This window comes from Allomuricauda sp. ANG21 (assembly GCF_040705235.1).
In the GTDB taxonomy this organism is placed as follows: Bacteria; Bacteroidota; Bacteroidia; order Flavobacteriales; family Flavobacteriaceae; genus Flagellimonas; species Flagellimonas marina.
Genome location: NZ_JBFCVT010000001.1, coordinates 1 through 14,215, shown reverse-complemented (window position 1 = coordinate 14,215; position 14,215 = coordinate 1). Strand labels below are relative to the sequence as shown.

The 14,215-nt window shown below is 42.2% G+C and carries 9 protein-coding genes and 1 pseudogene; 8 read left to right on the top strand and 2 right to left on the bottom strand.

Annotated features, from left to right (window positions below):
- Positions 1 to 68 precede the first annotated feature (68 nt).
- The 7 genes from rplK to AB1A65_RS00020 all read left to right on the top strand — a co-directional run bounded on the left by rplK (position 69) and on the right by AB1A65_RS00020 (position 10,851).
- Positions 69 to 506 carry a 50S ribosomal protein L11 gene (rplK, locus tag AB1A65_RS00050; protein ID WP_366584371.1) on the top strand — a complete coding sequence of 146 codons (438 nt, stop codon included), beginning with the start codon at positions 69 to 71 and terminating at the stop codon, positions 504 to 506.
- Between the two features lie 20 nt (positions 507 to 526).
- Positions 527 to 1,216: a 50S ribosomal protein L1 gene (rplA, locus tag AB1A65_RS00045; protein WP_366584369.1), complete on the top strand. Its 690-nt coding sequence runs from the start codon at positions 527 to 529 to the stop codon at positions 1,214 to 1,216.
- 25 nt (positions 1,217 to 1,241) lie between these two features.
- Complete coding sequence (gene rplJ, locus AB1A65_RS00040) at positions 1,242 to 1,760, top strand: 50S ribosomal protein L10 (protein WP_366584367.1); 519 nt, start codon at positions 1,242 to 1,244, stop codon at positions 1,758 to 1,760.
- 55 nt (positions 1,761 to 1,815) lie between these two features.
- Positions 1,816 to 2,199, top strand: coding sequence for a 50S ribosomal protein L7/L12 (gene rplL / locus AB1A65_RS00035; protein WP_116185641.1), 384 nt, complete (start codon positions 1,816 to 1,818; stop codon positions 2,197 to 2,199).
- A gap of 130 nt (positions 2,200 to 2,329) precedes the next feature.
- Positions 2,330 to 6,139: a DNA-directed RNA polymerase subunit beta gene (gene rpoB / locus AB1A65_RS00030; RefSeq protein ID WP_366584365.1), complete on the top strand. Its 3,810-nt coding sequence runs from the start codon at positions 2,330 to 2,332 to the stop codon at positions 6,137 to 6,139.
- A gap of 38 nt (positions 6,140 to 6,177) precedes the next feature.
- Complete coding sequence (rpoC, locus tag AB1A65_RS00025; protein ID WP_366584363.1) at positions 6,178 to 10,476, top strand: DNA-directed RNA polymerase subunit beta'; 4,299 nt, start codon at positions 6,178 to 6,180, stop codon at positions 10,474 to 10,476.
- A gap of 63 nt (positions 10,477 to 10,539) precedes the next feature.
- Positions 10,540 to 10,851, top strand: coding sequence for a DUF3467 domain-containing protein (locus AB1A65_RS00020; protein ID WP_366584361.1), 312 nt, complete (start codon positions 10,540 to 10,542; stop codon positions 10,849 to 10,851).
- A 156-nt stretch (positions 10,852 to 11,007) separates the two neighbouring features.
- Here the strand turns inward: AB1A65_RS00020 and AB1A65_RS00015 are convergent, their stop codons facing one another.
- Positions 11,008 to 11,439, bottom strand: coding sequence for a hypothetical protein (locus AB1A65_RS00015; RefSeq protein WP_366584359.1), 432 nt, complete (start codon positions 11,437 to 11,439; stop codon positions 11,008 to 11,010).
- Positions 11,440 to 11,633: 194 nt separating this feature from the next.
- On the bottom strand, positions 11,634 to 13,223 hold the full coding sequence (locus AB1A65_RS00010) for a peptide chain release factor 3 (RefSeq protein ID WP_366585223.1): 1,590 nt from the start codon (positions 13,221 to 13,223) through the stop codon (positions 11,634 to 11,636).
- A 398-nt stretch (positions 13,224 to 13,621) separates the two neighbouring features.
- Between AB1A65_RS00010 and AB1A65_RS00005 the strand changes: the two are divergent.
- Positions 13,622 to 14,215 (top strand): annotated as a pseudogene (locus AB1A65_RS00005) (hypothetical protein); the annotation flags it as partial.

Below are 14,215 nucleotides of genomic sequence, written 5' to 3'. Positions count from 1 at the left end.
AATAGAGCTGTTACATATATAAAGCTGTGTTGCTTCCAATTGACACACTTTAAATTTAATTAGAAACAATGGCAAAAGAAGTAGATAAGGTAGTTAAATTACAAGTTAGGGGAGGTGCTGCGAATCCATCGCCACCGGTTGGACCCGCCTTAGGTGCTGCTGGTGTTAACATCATGGAGTTCTGTAAGCAGTTTAATGCTCGTACACAGGACAAACCAGGCAAAGTATTGCCCGTTGTTATCACCGTTTACAAAGACAAATCGTTCGAGTTTGTTGTAAAAACACCACCTGCGGCAGTTCAATTGTTGGAAGCGGCTAAGATTAAAAAAGGATCGGGAGAACCTAACAGGGTAAAAAATGGTTCAGTAACATGGGATCAGGTAAAACAAATCGCCGAAGATAAGATGGTGGATTTAAATGCTTTTACCGTGGAATCTGCAATGAGTATGGTTGCAGGGACTGCACGATCTATGGGTCTGAAAATAGCAGGACAAAGACCTTTTTAAAATCTGAAAGCAATTAAGAAATGGCAAGATTGACTAAAAAGCAAAAAGAAGCCCAAGCTAAAATAGAGAAGAACAAACTCTATTCATTGGAAGAAGCTTCTGCTTTAGTAAAAGAAATAACCAATGTAAAATTTGATGCTTCCGTTGATATTGCAGTTCGTTTGGGTGTAGATCCACGAAAAGCAAATCAAATGGTGCGTGGCGTGGTTACCCTTCCACATGGAACAGGTAAAGACGTAAAAGTTTTGGCATTGGTGACCCCAGATAAAGAGGCAGAGGCTACAGAAGCCGGTGCTGATTATGTTGGGTTGGATGAATATTTGGATAAGATCAAAGGCGGTTGGACAGATGTTGATGTCATCATCACCATGCCAAGCGTTATGGGTAAATTAGGTCCATTGGGTCGTGTTTTGGGACCACGAGGACTAATGCCAAATCCAAAGACCGGAACCGTAACCATGGATGTTGCCAAAGCAGTATCCGATGTTAAGGCCGGTAAGATTGACTTTAAAGTGGACAAGACTGGAATTGTACATGCTGCAATCGGTAAAGCTTCATTCTCTGCTGATAAGATTGCAGGAAACGCCAAGGAATTGATAGATACTTTGGTGAAATTGAAGCCAGCTGCAGCAAAAGGAGTTTACATGAAAAGTATTTACATGTCTACTACCATGAGTCCCAGTGTTCAATTGGATCCTAAAGCAGTTTAATAACTGGTAGTTCAATATTTTAACTATGACAAGAGAAGAAAAAGCAACAGTAATAGAAGATTTGACTGCACAGTTAGCTGAAAACGCCAATATTTATTTGGCTGATATTTCAGGATTGGATGCCGTTGCCACTTCTAACTTAAGAAGGGCATGTTTTAAGGCCAATATTAAACTTGCGGTTGTTAAGAACACCTTGCTTGCAAAGGCAATGGAAGCTTCTGATAAGGAATTCGGTGAACTTCCCGGTGTGTTGAAAGGAAATACATCCATGATGTTCTCCGAAACGGGAAATGGGCCTGCGAAACTTATCAAGGACTTTAGAAAAAAATCGGACAAACCTTTGTTGAAAGGAGCCTTTATTGAAGAGGCTATCTATATCGGTGATGAAAACTTGGAGGCACTTGTAAACATCAAGTCCAAAGAAGAAGTAATCGGAGATATTATCGGATTGCTACAATCACCAGCCAAAAATGTTATTTCTGGACTTAAATCTGGTGGTGGTAAACTGGCCGGTATCCTTAAGACATTATCCGAGAAAGAATAATTCGCGCACAATAAACTAAGTATATTTTTAAACATTTTTATTAAACGATAGAAAAATGGCAGATTTAAAAGATTTTGCAGAACAGTTGGTTAACCTAACAGTAAAAGAGGTAAATGAGTTGGCCGACATTTTAAAAGAAGAATACGGTATTGAGCCTGCTGCTGCTGCAGTAGCCGTTGCTGGTGGTGCTGCCGCTGGTGGTGGAGAAGGTGAAGCTGCTGAGGAGAAATCAGAATTTGATGTAATCCTTAAAGCTGCCGGTGGTTCTAAATTGGCAGTCGTAAAATTGGTTAAGGAATTGACCGGTCTTGGACTTAAAGACGCTAAAGATATTGTTGATAGTGCACCTAAAGCTGTTAAAGAAGGTGTTGCTAAAGACGAAGCAGAAGGCATCAAAAAATCATTGGAAGAAGCAGGAGCAGAAGTTGAGCTTAAATAATTCGCTTTTACCATAGAAAGTTTGGTTAAGGTCTTTCCATTTTTTGGTTAGACCTTAGCCTATTTATATAAGGAGTGTATAAAGCCATACACCAACCCACATAATATTCACGATCAAAATTTGTCCATTGATGTTCACAAACACTACTGAAAGAGTAAATTTCGCATCTGCTAAGAACATACCGGATTATCCGGATTTCTTGGACATTCAGATAAAATCGTTCCAAGACTTTTTTCAGCTTGAAACAAAATCTGATGAAAGAGGAAACGAAGGTCTCTACAACACCTTCATGGAGAATTTTCCAATTACTGACACCAGAAACCAATTCGTACTTGAGTTTTTGGATTACTTTATAGATCCACCCAGATATTCCATTCAAGAATGTATTGAGCGTGGACTTACCTATAGCGTACCTCTAAAGGCACGTTTAAAATTATACTGTACCGATCCAGAGCACGAAGATTTTGAAACCATCGTGCAGGATGTGTATTTGGGAACAATTCCATACATGACTCCGAGCGGAACCTTCGTGATAAATGGTGCCGAAAGAGTTGTGGTTTCCCAGTTGCACAGATCTCCAGGGGTTTTCTTTGGACAATCGTTCCATGCGAACGGTACAAAATTGTATTCAGCCCGGGTAATTCCTTTCAAAGGGTCTTGGATTGAATTTGCAACTGACATCAATGGCGTTATGTACGCTTATATTGATAGAAAGAAAAAGTTACCGGTAACCACCCTTTTCCGTGCCATTGGCTTTGAAAGGGATAAGGATATCTTGGAAATCTTCGATCTATCCGAAGAAGTGAAAGTTTCCAAAGCCGGACTTAAAAAAGTATTGGGCCGTAAATTGGCCGCCAGGGTGTTGAACACATGGCATGAGGATTTCGTGGACGAGGATACCGGTGAAGTGGTTTCCATCGAACGTAACGAGATCATCCTCGATCGTGATACCGTTTTGGAAAAAGAGCATATCGACGAGATCATTGATGCCGACGTGAAGACCATTCTACTTCACAAGGAGAACAATGCACAGTCAGACTATGCCATCATCCACAACACATTACAAAAAGACCCTACCAACTCTGAAAAAGAAGCGGTAGAACATATCTACAGACAATTGCGTAATGCCGAGCCGCCAGATGAGGAGACCGCTCGTGGTATTATCGATAAATTGTTCTTCTCCGATCAACGTTATTCTTTGGGTGAAGTTGGTCGTTACAGAATGAACAAGAAATTGGGCTTGGACATTGGTATGGACAAAGAGGTTCTTACCAAAGAAGATATCATAACCATTATCAAGTATTTGATCGAGTTGATCAACTCCAAAGCTGAGATTGACGATATCGATCACTTGTCCAACCGTCGTGTACGTACCGTTGGTGAGCAATTGTCTTCCCAATTTGGTGTAGGTTTGGCACGTATGGCACGTACCATCCGTGAGCGTATGAACGTTCGTGACAACGAGGTATTTACCCCGATTGACTTGATTAATGCGAAGACACTGTCTTCTGTGATCAACTCGTTCTTCGGAACCAACCAGTTGTCCCAATTCATGGACCAGACCAACCCGTTGGCCGAGATTACACATAAAAGAAGATTATCCGCACTAGGACCAGGAGGTCTTTCCCGTGAAAGAGCTGGTTTCGAGGTGCGTGACGTTCACTATACCCACTACGGAAGATTGTGTCCTATTGAGACACCTGAAGGACCAAACATTGGTTTGATCTCTTCACTTTCTGTTTTTGCAAAGGTGAACAATATGGGCTTCTTGGAAACCCCTTACCGCAAGGTTGCAGATGGAAAAGTGGATACGAAAAACCACATTTACCTTAGTGCTGAGGAAGAAGAGGGAATGAAAATTGCTCAGGCGAACATTCCTTTGAAAGACGATGGAACCATTGACAGGGAAAAAGTAATTGCTCGTGAAGAAGGTGATTTCCCTGTAGTAGATCCTGCTGAAATCCAGTATACCGATGTTGCCCCTAACCAGATTGCATCCATCTCCGCGTCCTTGATTCCTTTCTTGGAGCATGATGATGCGAACCGCGCGTTGATGGGCTCCAACATGATGCGTCAGGCTGTACCATTGTTGCGTCCTGATTCACCAATCGTTGGTACTGGTTTGGAAAGACAAGTAGCTACCGATTCTCGAGTGTTGATTAATGCTGAAGGGGACGGAACCGTTGAATACGTAGATGCGCAGAAAATCACCATTAAGTACGATCGTAGCGAAGAAGAACGCTTGGTAAGCTTCGAAGAAGATTCCAAGACCTATGATTTGGTGAAGTTTAGAAAAACCAACCAGGGTACCAGCATCAACTTGAAGCCTATCGTAAGAAAAGGTGACAAGGTAAAAAGAGGTCAGGTACTTTGTGAAGGATATGCTACTGAAAAAGGTGAGTTGGCCTTGGGTAGAAATATGAAGGTAGCCTTCATGCCATGGAAAGGATACAACTTTGAGGATGCGATCGTAATCTCTGAAAAAGTGGTACGTGAGGATATCTTTACCTCCATCCACATTGATGAGTACGCGTTGGAAGTTAGGGATACCAAGCTGGGTGCTGAAGAGTTGACCAACGATATTCCAAACGTTTCCGAAGAAGCTACCAAGGATTTGGACGAGTACGGTATGATTCGTATCGGTGCCGAAGTGAAGCCTGGTGATATTTTGATCGGTAAGATCACACCTAAAGGTGAATCTGACCCAACTCCAGAGGAAAAACTGTTGCGTGCCATCTTTGGTGACAAAGCCGGTGACGTAAAAGATGCTTCCTTGAAAGCCTCTCCATCATTGAGTGGTGTGGTTATCGATAAGAAACTGTTCTCGCGTTCCATTAAGGACAAAAGAAAACGTTCCGAAGATAAAGAGGCTATCTCAAGATTGGAGATGGACTACGAAGTGAAGTTCCAACAATTGAAAGATGTATTGATCGAGAAATTGTTTGGATTGATCAACGGTAAAACATCACAAGGTGTTATCAACGATTTGGGTGAAGAAGTACTTCCAAAAGGAAAGAAATACACCATTAAAATGTTGAACGCTGTTGATGATTTCGCTCACTTGGTAGGCGGAAGCTGGACAACGGATGACGATACCAATGCATTGGTGGCCGATTTGTTGCACAACTACAAAATCAAGTTGAACGACATTCAAGGTAACCTAAGAAGGGACAAGTTTACCATCTCTGTTGGAGATGAACTTCCTGCAGGTATCATGAAGTTGGCTAAAGTCTATATCGCCAAAAAACGTAAGTTGAAAGTAGGTGATAAAATGGCGGGTCGTCACGGTAACAAGGGTATCGTTGCCCGAATCGTTCGTCAAGAGGATATGCCATTCTTGGAAGATGGAACTCCTGTGGATATCGTATTGAACCCACTGGGTGTACCTTCACGAATGAACATTGGTCAGATCTACGAAACCGTTTTGGGTTGGGCCGGACAGAAATTGGGTCAGAAATATGCGACTCCAATTTTCGATGGTGCTACTTTGGACGAAATCAATGAGCTTACAGATAAAGCTGGTGTACCAAGATTTGGACATACCCACCTTTATGACGGTGGAACAGGTCAGCGTTTTGACCAAGCTGCTACCGTTGGGGTGATCTATATGTTGAAATTGGGTCACATGGTAGACGATAAGATGCACGCACGTTCCATTGGACCATACTCATTGATCACACAACAACCATTGGGTGGTAAAGCCCAGTTTGGTGGTCAGCGTTTTGGTGAGATGGAGGTATGGGCATTGGAAGCCTACGGTGCTTCATCCACACTACGTGAAATCTTGACTGTGAAGTCGGATGACGTTATCGGAAGGGCCAAGACCTATGAATCCATTGTAAAAGGCGAGACCATGCCGGAACCTGGATTACCAGAATCTTTCAACGTATTGATGCACGAACTAAAAGGTTTGGGCTTGGATATCAGATTGGAAGAGTAGAACACTATTTACATTAATTATATCATCACCATATTGTTATGGCTAGAATAAAAGATAATAACGCACCAAAAAGGTTCAATAAAATTTCCATAGGATTGGCCTCTCCAGAGTCAATCTTGGCCGAGTCCCGTGGCGAGGTATTGAAGCCTGAAACTATTAACTATAGAACGCACAAACCAGAGCGTGATGGATTGTTCTGCGAGCGTATCTTCGGTCCTGTAAAGGATTACGAATGTGCTTGCGGAAAGTATAAGCGTATCCGTTATCGCGGTATTGTTTGTGACCGTTGTGGTGTTGAAGTAACGGAGAAAAAAGTACGTAGAGACCGTGTGGGACACATCAATTTGGTGGTTCCTGTAGCGCACATCTGGTACTTCCGTTCGTTGCCAAACAAAATAGGATACCTTTTGGGACTGCCTTCCAAAAAGTTGGACATGATCATTTACTACGAAAGGTATGTGGTCATCCAGCCGGGTAATGCCAAAGGTCCAGAAGGAGAAGAGATTCAAAAGCTGGATTTCTTGACCGAAGAGGAATATTTGAATATTTTGGAGTCGCTTCCTTCCGAAAACCAATATTTGGAGGATACCGACCCCAATAAGTTCATCGCCAAAATGGGTGCCGAATGTTTGATCGACCTATTGTCCCGAATCGATTTGGAGCAATTGTCATACGAACTTCGTCACAAAGCCAACACAGAGACTTCAAAGCAACGTAAGACCGAAGCGTTGAAGCGTCTTCAGGTTGTGGAAGCTTTGCGTGAGTCGCAAGACAATCGTGAGAACAACCCTGAGTGGATGATCATGAAGGTGATTCCGGTTATTCCACCAGAATTGCGTCCTTTGGTACCATTGGATGGTGGTCGTTTCGCCACTTCGGATTTGAACGACTTGTATCGTAGGGTAATCATCCGTAACAACCGTTTGAAGCGTTTGATGGAAATCAAGGCACCAGAGGTGATCTTGAGGAACGAAAAACGTATGCTGCAGGAAGCGGTGGATTCCCTTTTCGATAACACCAGAAAAGCCTCTGCGGTTAAAACAGAATCGAACAGACCCTTAAAATCCCTTTCAGATTCCTTGAAAGGAAAACAAGGTCGTTTCCGTCAGAACTTGTTGGGTAAACGTGTGGATTACTCCGCTCGTTCCGTAATCGTTGTTGGACCGGAAATGAAATTGTACGAATGTGGTCTTCCAAAAGATATGGCAGCCGAGTTGTACAAGCCTTTCATCATCCGTAAGTTGATTGAAAGAGGTATTGTAAAGACCGTAAAATCTGCCAAAAAGATTATCGACAAAAAGGAGCCTGTAGTTTGGGATATCCTTGAAAATGTCCTTAAAGGACACCCTGTATTGTTGAACCGGGCCCCCACATTGCACCGATTGGGTATCCAAGCGTTCCAGCCTAAACTGATTGAAGGTAAGGCGATTCGTTTGCACCCATTGGCATGTACCGCATTTAACGCGGATTTTGATGGGGACCAGATGGCAGTTCACTTGCCATTGGGGCCAGAGGCTATTTTGGAAGCACAGTTGTTGATGTTGGCTTCACAGAACATCCTTAACCCAGCCAACGGTTCTCCGATTACCGTGCCTTCCCAGGATATGGTTTTGGGATTGTATTATATGACCAAAGAGAAGAAGTCTACCAAGGAAGAACCCGTATTGGGTGAAGGATTGACCTTCTATTCTTCTGAGGAAGTGGAGATTGCCTTTAATGAGAAGAAAGTGGCGTTGAACGCTGGCATTAAGGTAAGAACCAAGGACTTCAATGAAGCTGGTGAATTGGTCAATCAAATTATTGAAACCACTGTAGGTCGTGTCTTGTTCAACACGGTGGTGCCAGAACAAGCAGGATTCATCAACCAGGTATTGAATAAGAAAGCGCTTCGAAACATTATCGGGGATATTCTTGCCGTTACTGATGTTCCTACCACGGCTGATTTCTTGGATAAGATAAAGTCCATGGGTTATGATTTCGCCTTCAAAGGAGGGTTGTCCTTCAGTTTGGGAGATATCATCATTCCAGCGGAAAAACAAGATATGATCAATGATGCCAATGAGCAGGTTGATGGTATCATGATGAACTATAACATGGGTCTTATCACCAATAACGAGCGATATAACCAGGTTATTGATGTTTGGACTTCCACTAACGCCATGTTGACCGAATTGGCGATGAAGCGAATTCGTGAGGACAAACAAGGATTCAACTCTGTATATATGATGTTGGATTCTGGTGCAAGGGGTTCCAAAGAGCAGATTCGTCAGTTGACCGGTATGCGTGGATTGATGGCCAAGCCTAAAAAATCGACTGCCGGTGGTGGAGAGATTATTGAAAACCCGATTCTTTCCAACTTTAAGGAAGGTCTATCGATTTTGGAATACTTTATCTCTACCCACGGTGCGCGTAAAGGTCTTGCGGATACCGCTTTGAAAACTGCGGATGCTGGATACTTGACCCGTCGTTTGGTAGATGTTTCCCAAGATGTGATCATCAATATCGAGGATTGTGGAACACTTCGAGGCATTGAAGTAGAGCCATTGAAGAAGAATGAGGAAATCGTTGAATCGCTAGGGGAAAGAATACTAGGTAGGGTTTCCTTGCATGATGTATACAATCCGTTGACAGAGGAATTGGTGCTAAAAGCTGGTCAGGAAATCTCTGAAGCTGATGTAAAACGCGTTGAAGCTGCTCCAATTGAAAAGATTGAAGTACGTTCTGCCTTGACATGTGAGGCACCTCAAGGAATCTGTGCAAAATGCTACGGTAGAAACTTGGCGACCAACAAAATGGTGCAAAGAGGTGAAGCTGTTGGTGTTGTTGCCGCCCAATCTATTGGTGAGCCCGGTACCCAGCTGACATTGCGTACCTTCCACGTGGGTGGTATCGCAGGTAACATCTCCGAGGACAACAAATTGGAGTCCAAGTTTGATGGTATCGCTGAAATTGAGGATTTACGTGTTGTTGAAGGAGAGAACAGTGAAGGTGCAAAAACCAATATAGTAATCTCTAGAACATCTGAGATCAAGATAGTGGATGCCAAAACAGGTATTACTTTGAGTACCAATAACATTCCTTACGGTTCGCAATTGTTTGTGAAGGATGGCGAAAAAATCACCAAAGGAACCTTGGTTTGCCAATGGGATCCTTACAACGGTGTTATCGTTTCTGAGTTCCCAGGCCAGATTGCCTACGAGAATATTGAGCAAGGGGTTACCTATCAAGTTGAAATCGATGAACAAACCGGTTTCCAAGAAAAGGTAATTTCTGAATCAAGGAACAAAAAACTGATACCAACCTTATTGATTAAGGATGGCAAAGGAGAGACCTTGCGTTCGTACAACTTGCCTGTTGGTTCCCACATAATGGTGGATGATGGAGAGAAAATCAAAGAAGGTAAAATCTTGGTAAAAATACCACGTAAGTCTGCAAAAGCAGGGGATATTACCGGTGGTCTTCCAAGGGTGACCGAGTTGTTCGAGGCTCGTAACCCATCCAACCCAGCGGTTGTTTCTGAGATAGATGGTGTGGTTTCCTTTGGTAAGATCAAGCGTGGTAACCGAGAAATCATCATCGAATCCAAAACGGGTGAGGTGAAGAAATACTTGGTGAAACTTTCCAATCAGATTTTGGTTCAGGAGAATGACTACGTTCGTGCCGGTATGCCATTGTCTGATGGTTCCATTACGCCAGAGGATATCTTGGCCATTAAAGGACCATCTGCAGTTCAGCAATACTTGGTGAACGAGGTTCAGGAGGTATATCGCTTACAAGGTGTGAAGATCAATGACAAACACTTTGAGGTTGTGGTACGCCAAATGATGCGTAAGGTACAGATCCAGGATTCTGGAGATACCACCTTCTTGGAGAACCAATTGGTACACAAAGACGACTTTATCAATGAGAATGATGAAATCTATGGTAAGAAAGTTGTGGAGGATGCCGGTGATTCCGAAAGATTGAAACCAGGTCAAATTATTACCGCTCGTGAATTGAGGGATGAAAACTCTATTCTTAGAAGAGAGGACAAAACCTTGGTAACGGCTAGAGATGCAGTTGCAGCTACAGCTACGCCAATCTTACAGGGTATCACAAGAGCATCGTTGCAGACCAAGTCGTTTATCTCGGCTGCATCGTTCCAAGAGACTACCAAAGTACTGAACGAAGCTGCGGTAAGCGGTAAAGTGGATACCTTGGAAGGATTGAAGGAAAACGTAATTGTTGGACATAAGATTCCTGCCGGTACAGGTATGAGGGATTATGATAGCATCATTGTTGGCTCCAAAGAGGAGTACGATGAGATTATGGCCCGGAAAGAGGAATTCAAATTCTAATATGAACAAAACCCTGGCCTAACCGTCAGGGTTTTCTTTTTTATTTTTTGAAAGATTGAAAATATGGCCGAAAAAGACCAAAATCAAAAGCAAATCAATATAGAATTGGATGAGAAGACCGCAGAGGGCATCTATTCCAATTTGGCGATTATTAATCACTCCGCATCTGAGTTTGTGGTTGATTTTATCAGTATGATGCCAGGAGCTCCCAAAGCAAAGGTGAAGAGTAGAATTGTGTTAACACCGCAGCATGCCAAAAAGTTTTTGAAAGCGTTGAGTGACAATGTAGCTCGTTTTGAACAGGCGCATGGTCCCATTCAAGATTATGAACAACCTCCCATTCCCATGAATTTTGGGCCTACGGGAGAAGCATAATTGAAATTTAACTTCCCAAAAAATAGTGTATCGTCAACCTGAACTTGTTTCAGGTTCTCATCTATAGAGTTGACCAACTCCAATAGATTCTGAAATAAATTCTGAATGACGATTTTTATCATTTTTTGGGAAGCTTCTTTTTTAAGGTACAGGTATTTATTGCAACCAACCCTTTTGTATACCCTGTTTTGAAAAGAAAATTAGGTAAAGGCCTATAATCACTACAATAATGGGCATGGCGTAGGTAGATGGACCAAAAGCTTCAACCGCCCCAGAAACAAAAAGCCAATGAATAAATTGAGCTACCGCCGCTATCAAAGAAATGACAAAAAGTGGTCTTGCCCATTTTTTGCGAAGTAGAAGTCCAATGGAACCCGCCAACCCGGCAAAAACTGCAATGGCAAAAGCAGCTGTGGCCCATGCTGGGATACCTTCAAAAGCCTCACGTTGTGCTTGGTCAAAGCTTTCTAAAATCGCTACCTGATTAAAGGCTTGGTTCAAATAGTTGAATACGCCCATTAAGTTCCATAGAAGCGCAATAACGCTCATAATCCAGAACCAAACGGGAGGTTTGACTGTAGTTGTCATAATAGTTTGTTTTAATTGATTATGACCAACAAAGTACAAAAAAGTGGCTACCAATTTTGTAAATAGCTATATTCCAGTCAACTATTTATCTTTTGATACGCTTGATTCTTGCCAAATGGCATACGTGTTTTTTCATTTTCAAGGGGTATGAAAAGAAATGAAACCTTATTTCTTTGGTACTTTTGGTAGAAACCCTACTCGAACTCCGATGTGAAATGAAGTTTCACCGAAGGATATTTTTGTTGGGTCATTTGTAGGGAAAATGGGGAATCGGCCAAAAAGACCAACTGGCCTCTTTTATCTTTGGCTAAAAACTTCTGCTTAACCCGCACAAACTCTTTGAATTCTTCATTATTCTTGTCGTCTGGGTCTACCCAACACGCTTTATGCACCGGGAAGTTTTCATAGGTGCATTTTGCACCGTATTCATGCTCCAGTCGGTACTGTATGACTTCATATTGTAATGCTCCCACAGTTCCTATGATTTTTCTGCCATTCAATTCCAACGTAAAAAGCTGAGCCACCCCTTCATCCATCAATTGGTCAATTCCTTTGTACAATTGCTTGGCCTTCATGGGGTCTGCATTGTTGATATACCGAAAATGTTCAGGAGAAAAACTGGGTATGCCTTTATAATGGAGTACTTCACCACTGGTTAGGGTATCACCAATCTTAAAATTTCCAGTATCATGAAGCCCAACAATATCACCGGGATAGGAAATATCCACAATCTCTTTTTTTTCAGCAAAAAAAGCATTTGGACTTGAAAATTTTAATTTTTTGTCCTGCCGAACATGCAAATAGGGGGTGTTTCGTTCAAACGTACCTGATACCACTTTTATAAAGGCCAACCGATCACGGTGCTTGGGGTCCATATTGGCGTGAATCTTGAATACAAACCCTGAAAAATCCTTCTCATTGGCCTTGACCAAACGCTCTTCGGACATTTTTGATCTTGGAGGAGGGGCAATTTCCACAAAACAGTCCAAAAGCTCCCGTACCCCAAAATTGTTCAATGCTGAACCAAAGAATACCGGTTGTAGCTCACCTTTCAGGTAGGCTTCCTTATCGAAATCAGGATAAACACCGTGAACCAGTTCTAGATTGTCCCGAAGGTTTTCGGCGGCATTGGTCCCTATGATTTTTTCAAGTTCTGGACTATCTATATTGTCAAAGGCGATGGTTTCTTCAATGTTCTTTTTGCTGTTTCCACTAAATAGGTTGATGTTTTTTTCATAGATATTGTAGATTCCTTTAAAATCATAGCCCATACCTATCGGAAAACTCAATGGGGTCACGGTTAACCCTAATTTTTGCTCAACCTCGTCCAAAAGGTCAAATGCATCCTTTCCCTCGCGGTCCAATTTGTTGATGAACACTATCATGGGAATGTTTCGCATTCGGCAGACTTCCACTAATTTTTCCGTCTGCTCCTCCACACCTTTGGCCACGTCAATAACCACAATGACACTGTCTACGGCGGTAAGTGTTCTAAAAGTGTCTTCAGCAAAATCTTTGTGCCCAGGAGTATCTAGAATATTGATTTTTTTGTCCTTATAGATAAAGGCCAGAACGGAAGTGGCAACCGAGATGCCCCGTTGGCGCTCAATCTCCATAAAGTCACTTGTGGCCGATTTTTTTATTTTGTTACTCTTTACGGCGCCCGCTTCCTGAATGGCCCCTCCAAACAATAAAAGCTTCTCGGTCAAGGTGGTTTTACCGGCATCTGGGTGTGAGATAATGCCGAAAGTCCGTCTTCTCGCTATTTCCCTTTCAAAATCCATCAACAAAAATTTCGGCAAAAATAGGGTAATTCTAACTTTTGACATCGATTTGTTAATAGAATGGGAATTGTTGATATCATTGGAAAAAAATAGGGTTATCATCCTGTGCGAAACAAAAAAGTAAACTAATTTTCGCCTCGTTTAGGTTTTTGGACAATTATGTGATGTTATTTTCCATTGAACCAAGCAATACAATGTATGTGGTAACTAATAACGAGTAATGCGCTTTTTGTCGATTAAAATAGGCGATTACCCATAAAAGCATTAATTATGTGACCACATTATTTGAAAGGTGTCTTATAGCGTAATTGGACACCATTTTATAAGAAAAGCCCCAATTTTCTTACACTTACGAGAACTACTAGCCATGGTGAATAGTTGACCAAAACTTTTCATTTATGGAGAATTTTACTTTTGTGGGACTTAGCAGCAAAGCAAGTCGCTATATTTCACATATGGCCCTTCTACTTATTTTAGGGCTGGTTACCTCCTTCAAAGTATCCCCGGACCGGGAAGCTTATAGCGACGGAAGAGTTCATGGAGCGGATGTGCCGGATGATGGTATTTCGCATACAATTGATGGCAATGCATTGGACATTGGTGTCTTCAATATGGACCGTTCGTTTGATTTCAAACTAGGCTTTGGTTTAGAAGCCTCCAAAGATTCAGACGGTGATGGAGTAACCGATGGAAAGGAGGATGTGGATGGAACGGATCCTCATGATGCTTGTAGTTTTATTTTGGCCCATCAAGATTGTACCCCATCTGAAGCTTGGAAAAAAGATGATTGTGATGGCGATGGCGTGACCAATCAAAAAGAGAAAGAGGACAATACCGACCCCTTGGACCCATGTGATTTTATATTGGCGCATCAAAATTGTACCCCTTCATACAAATGGAAAAAAGATGATTGTGATGGTGATGGTGTGACCAATGGAAAGGAAAAAGAGGATGGGACTGACCCTTTGGACGCATGTGATTTTATATTGGCG

Coding starts and splice junctions, on each gene's coding strand:
- rplK (WP_366584371.1), top strand. CDS start 69: ATGGCAAAAGAAGTAGATAAGGTAGTTAAATTACAAGTTAGGGGAGGT.
- rplA (WP_366584369.1), top strand. CDS start 527: ATGGCAAGATTGACTAAAAAGCAAAAAGAAGCCCAAGCTAAAATAGAG.
- rplJ (WP_366584367.1), top strand. CDS start 1,242: ATGACAAGAGAAGAAAAAGCAACAGTAATAGAAGATTTGACTGCACAG.
- rplL (WP_116185641.1), top strand. CDS start 1,816: ATGGCAGATTTAAAAGATTTTGCAGAACAGTTGGTTAACCTAACAGTA.
- rpoB (WP_366584365.1), top strand. CDS start 2,330: ATGTTCACAAACACTACTGAAAGAGTAAATTTCGCATCTGCTAAGAAC.
- rpoC (WP_366584363.1), top strand. CDS start 6,178: ATGGCTAGAATAAAAGATAATAACGCACCAAAAAGGTTCAATAAAATT.
- AB1A65_RS00020 (WP_366584361.1), top strand. CDS start 10,540: ATGGCCGAAAAAGACCAAAATCAAAAGCAAATCAATATAGAATTGGAT.
- AB1A65_RS00015 (WP_366584359.1), bottom strand. CDS start 11,439: ATGACAACTACAGTCAAACCTCCCGTTTGGTTCTGGATTATGAGCGTT.
- AB1A65_RS00010 (WP_366585223.1), bottom strand. CDS start 13,223: ATGGATTTTGAAAGGGAAATAGCGAGAAGACGGACTTTCGGCATTATC.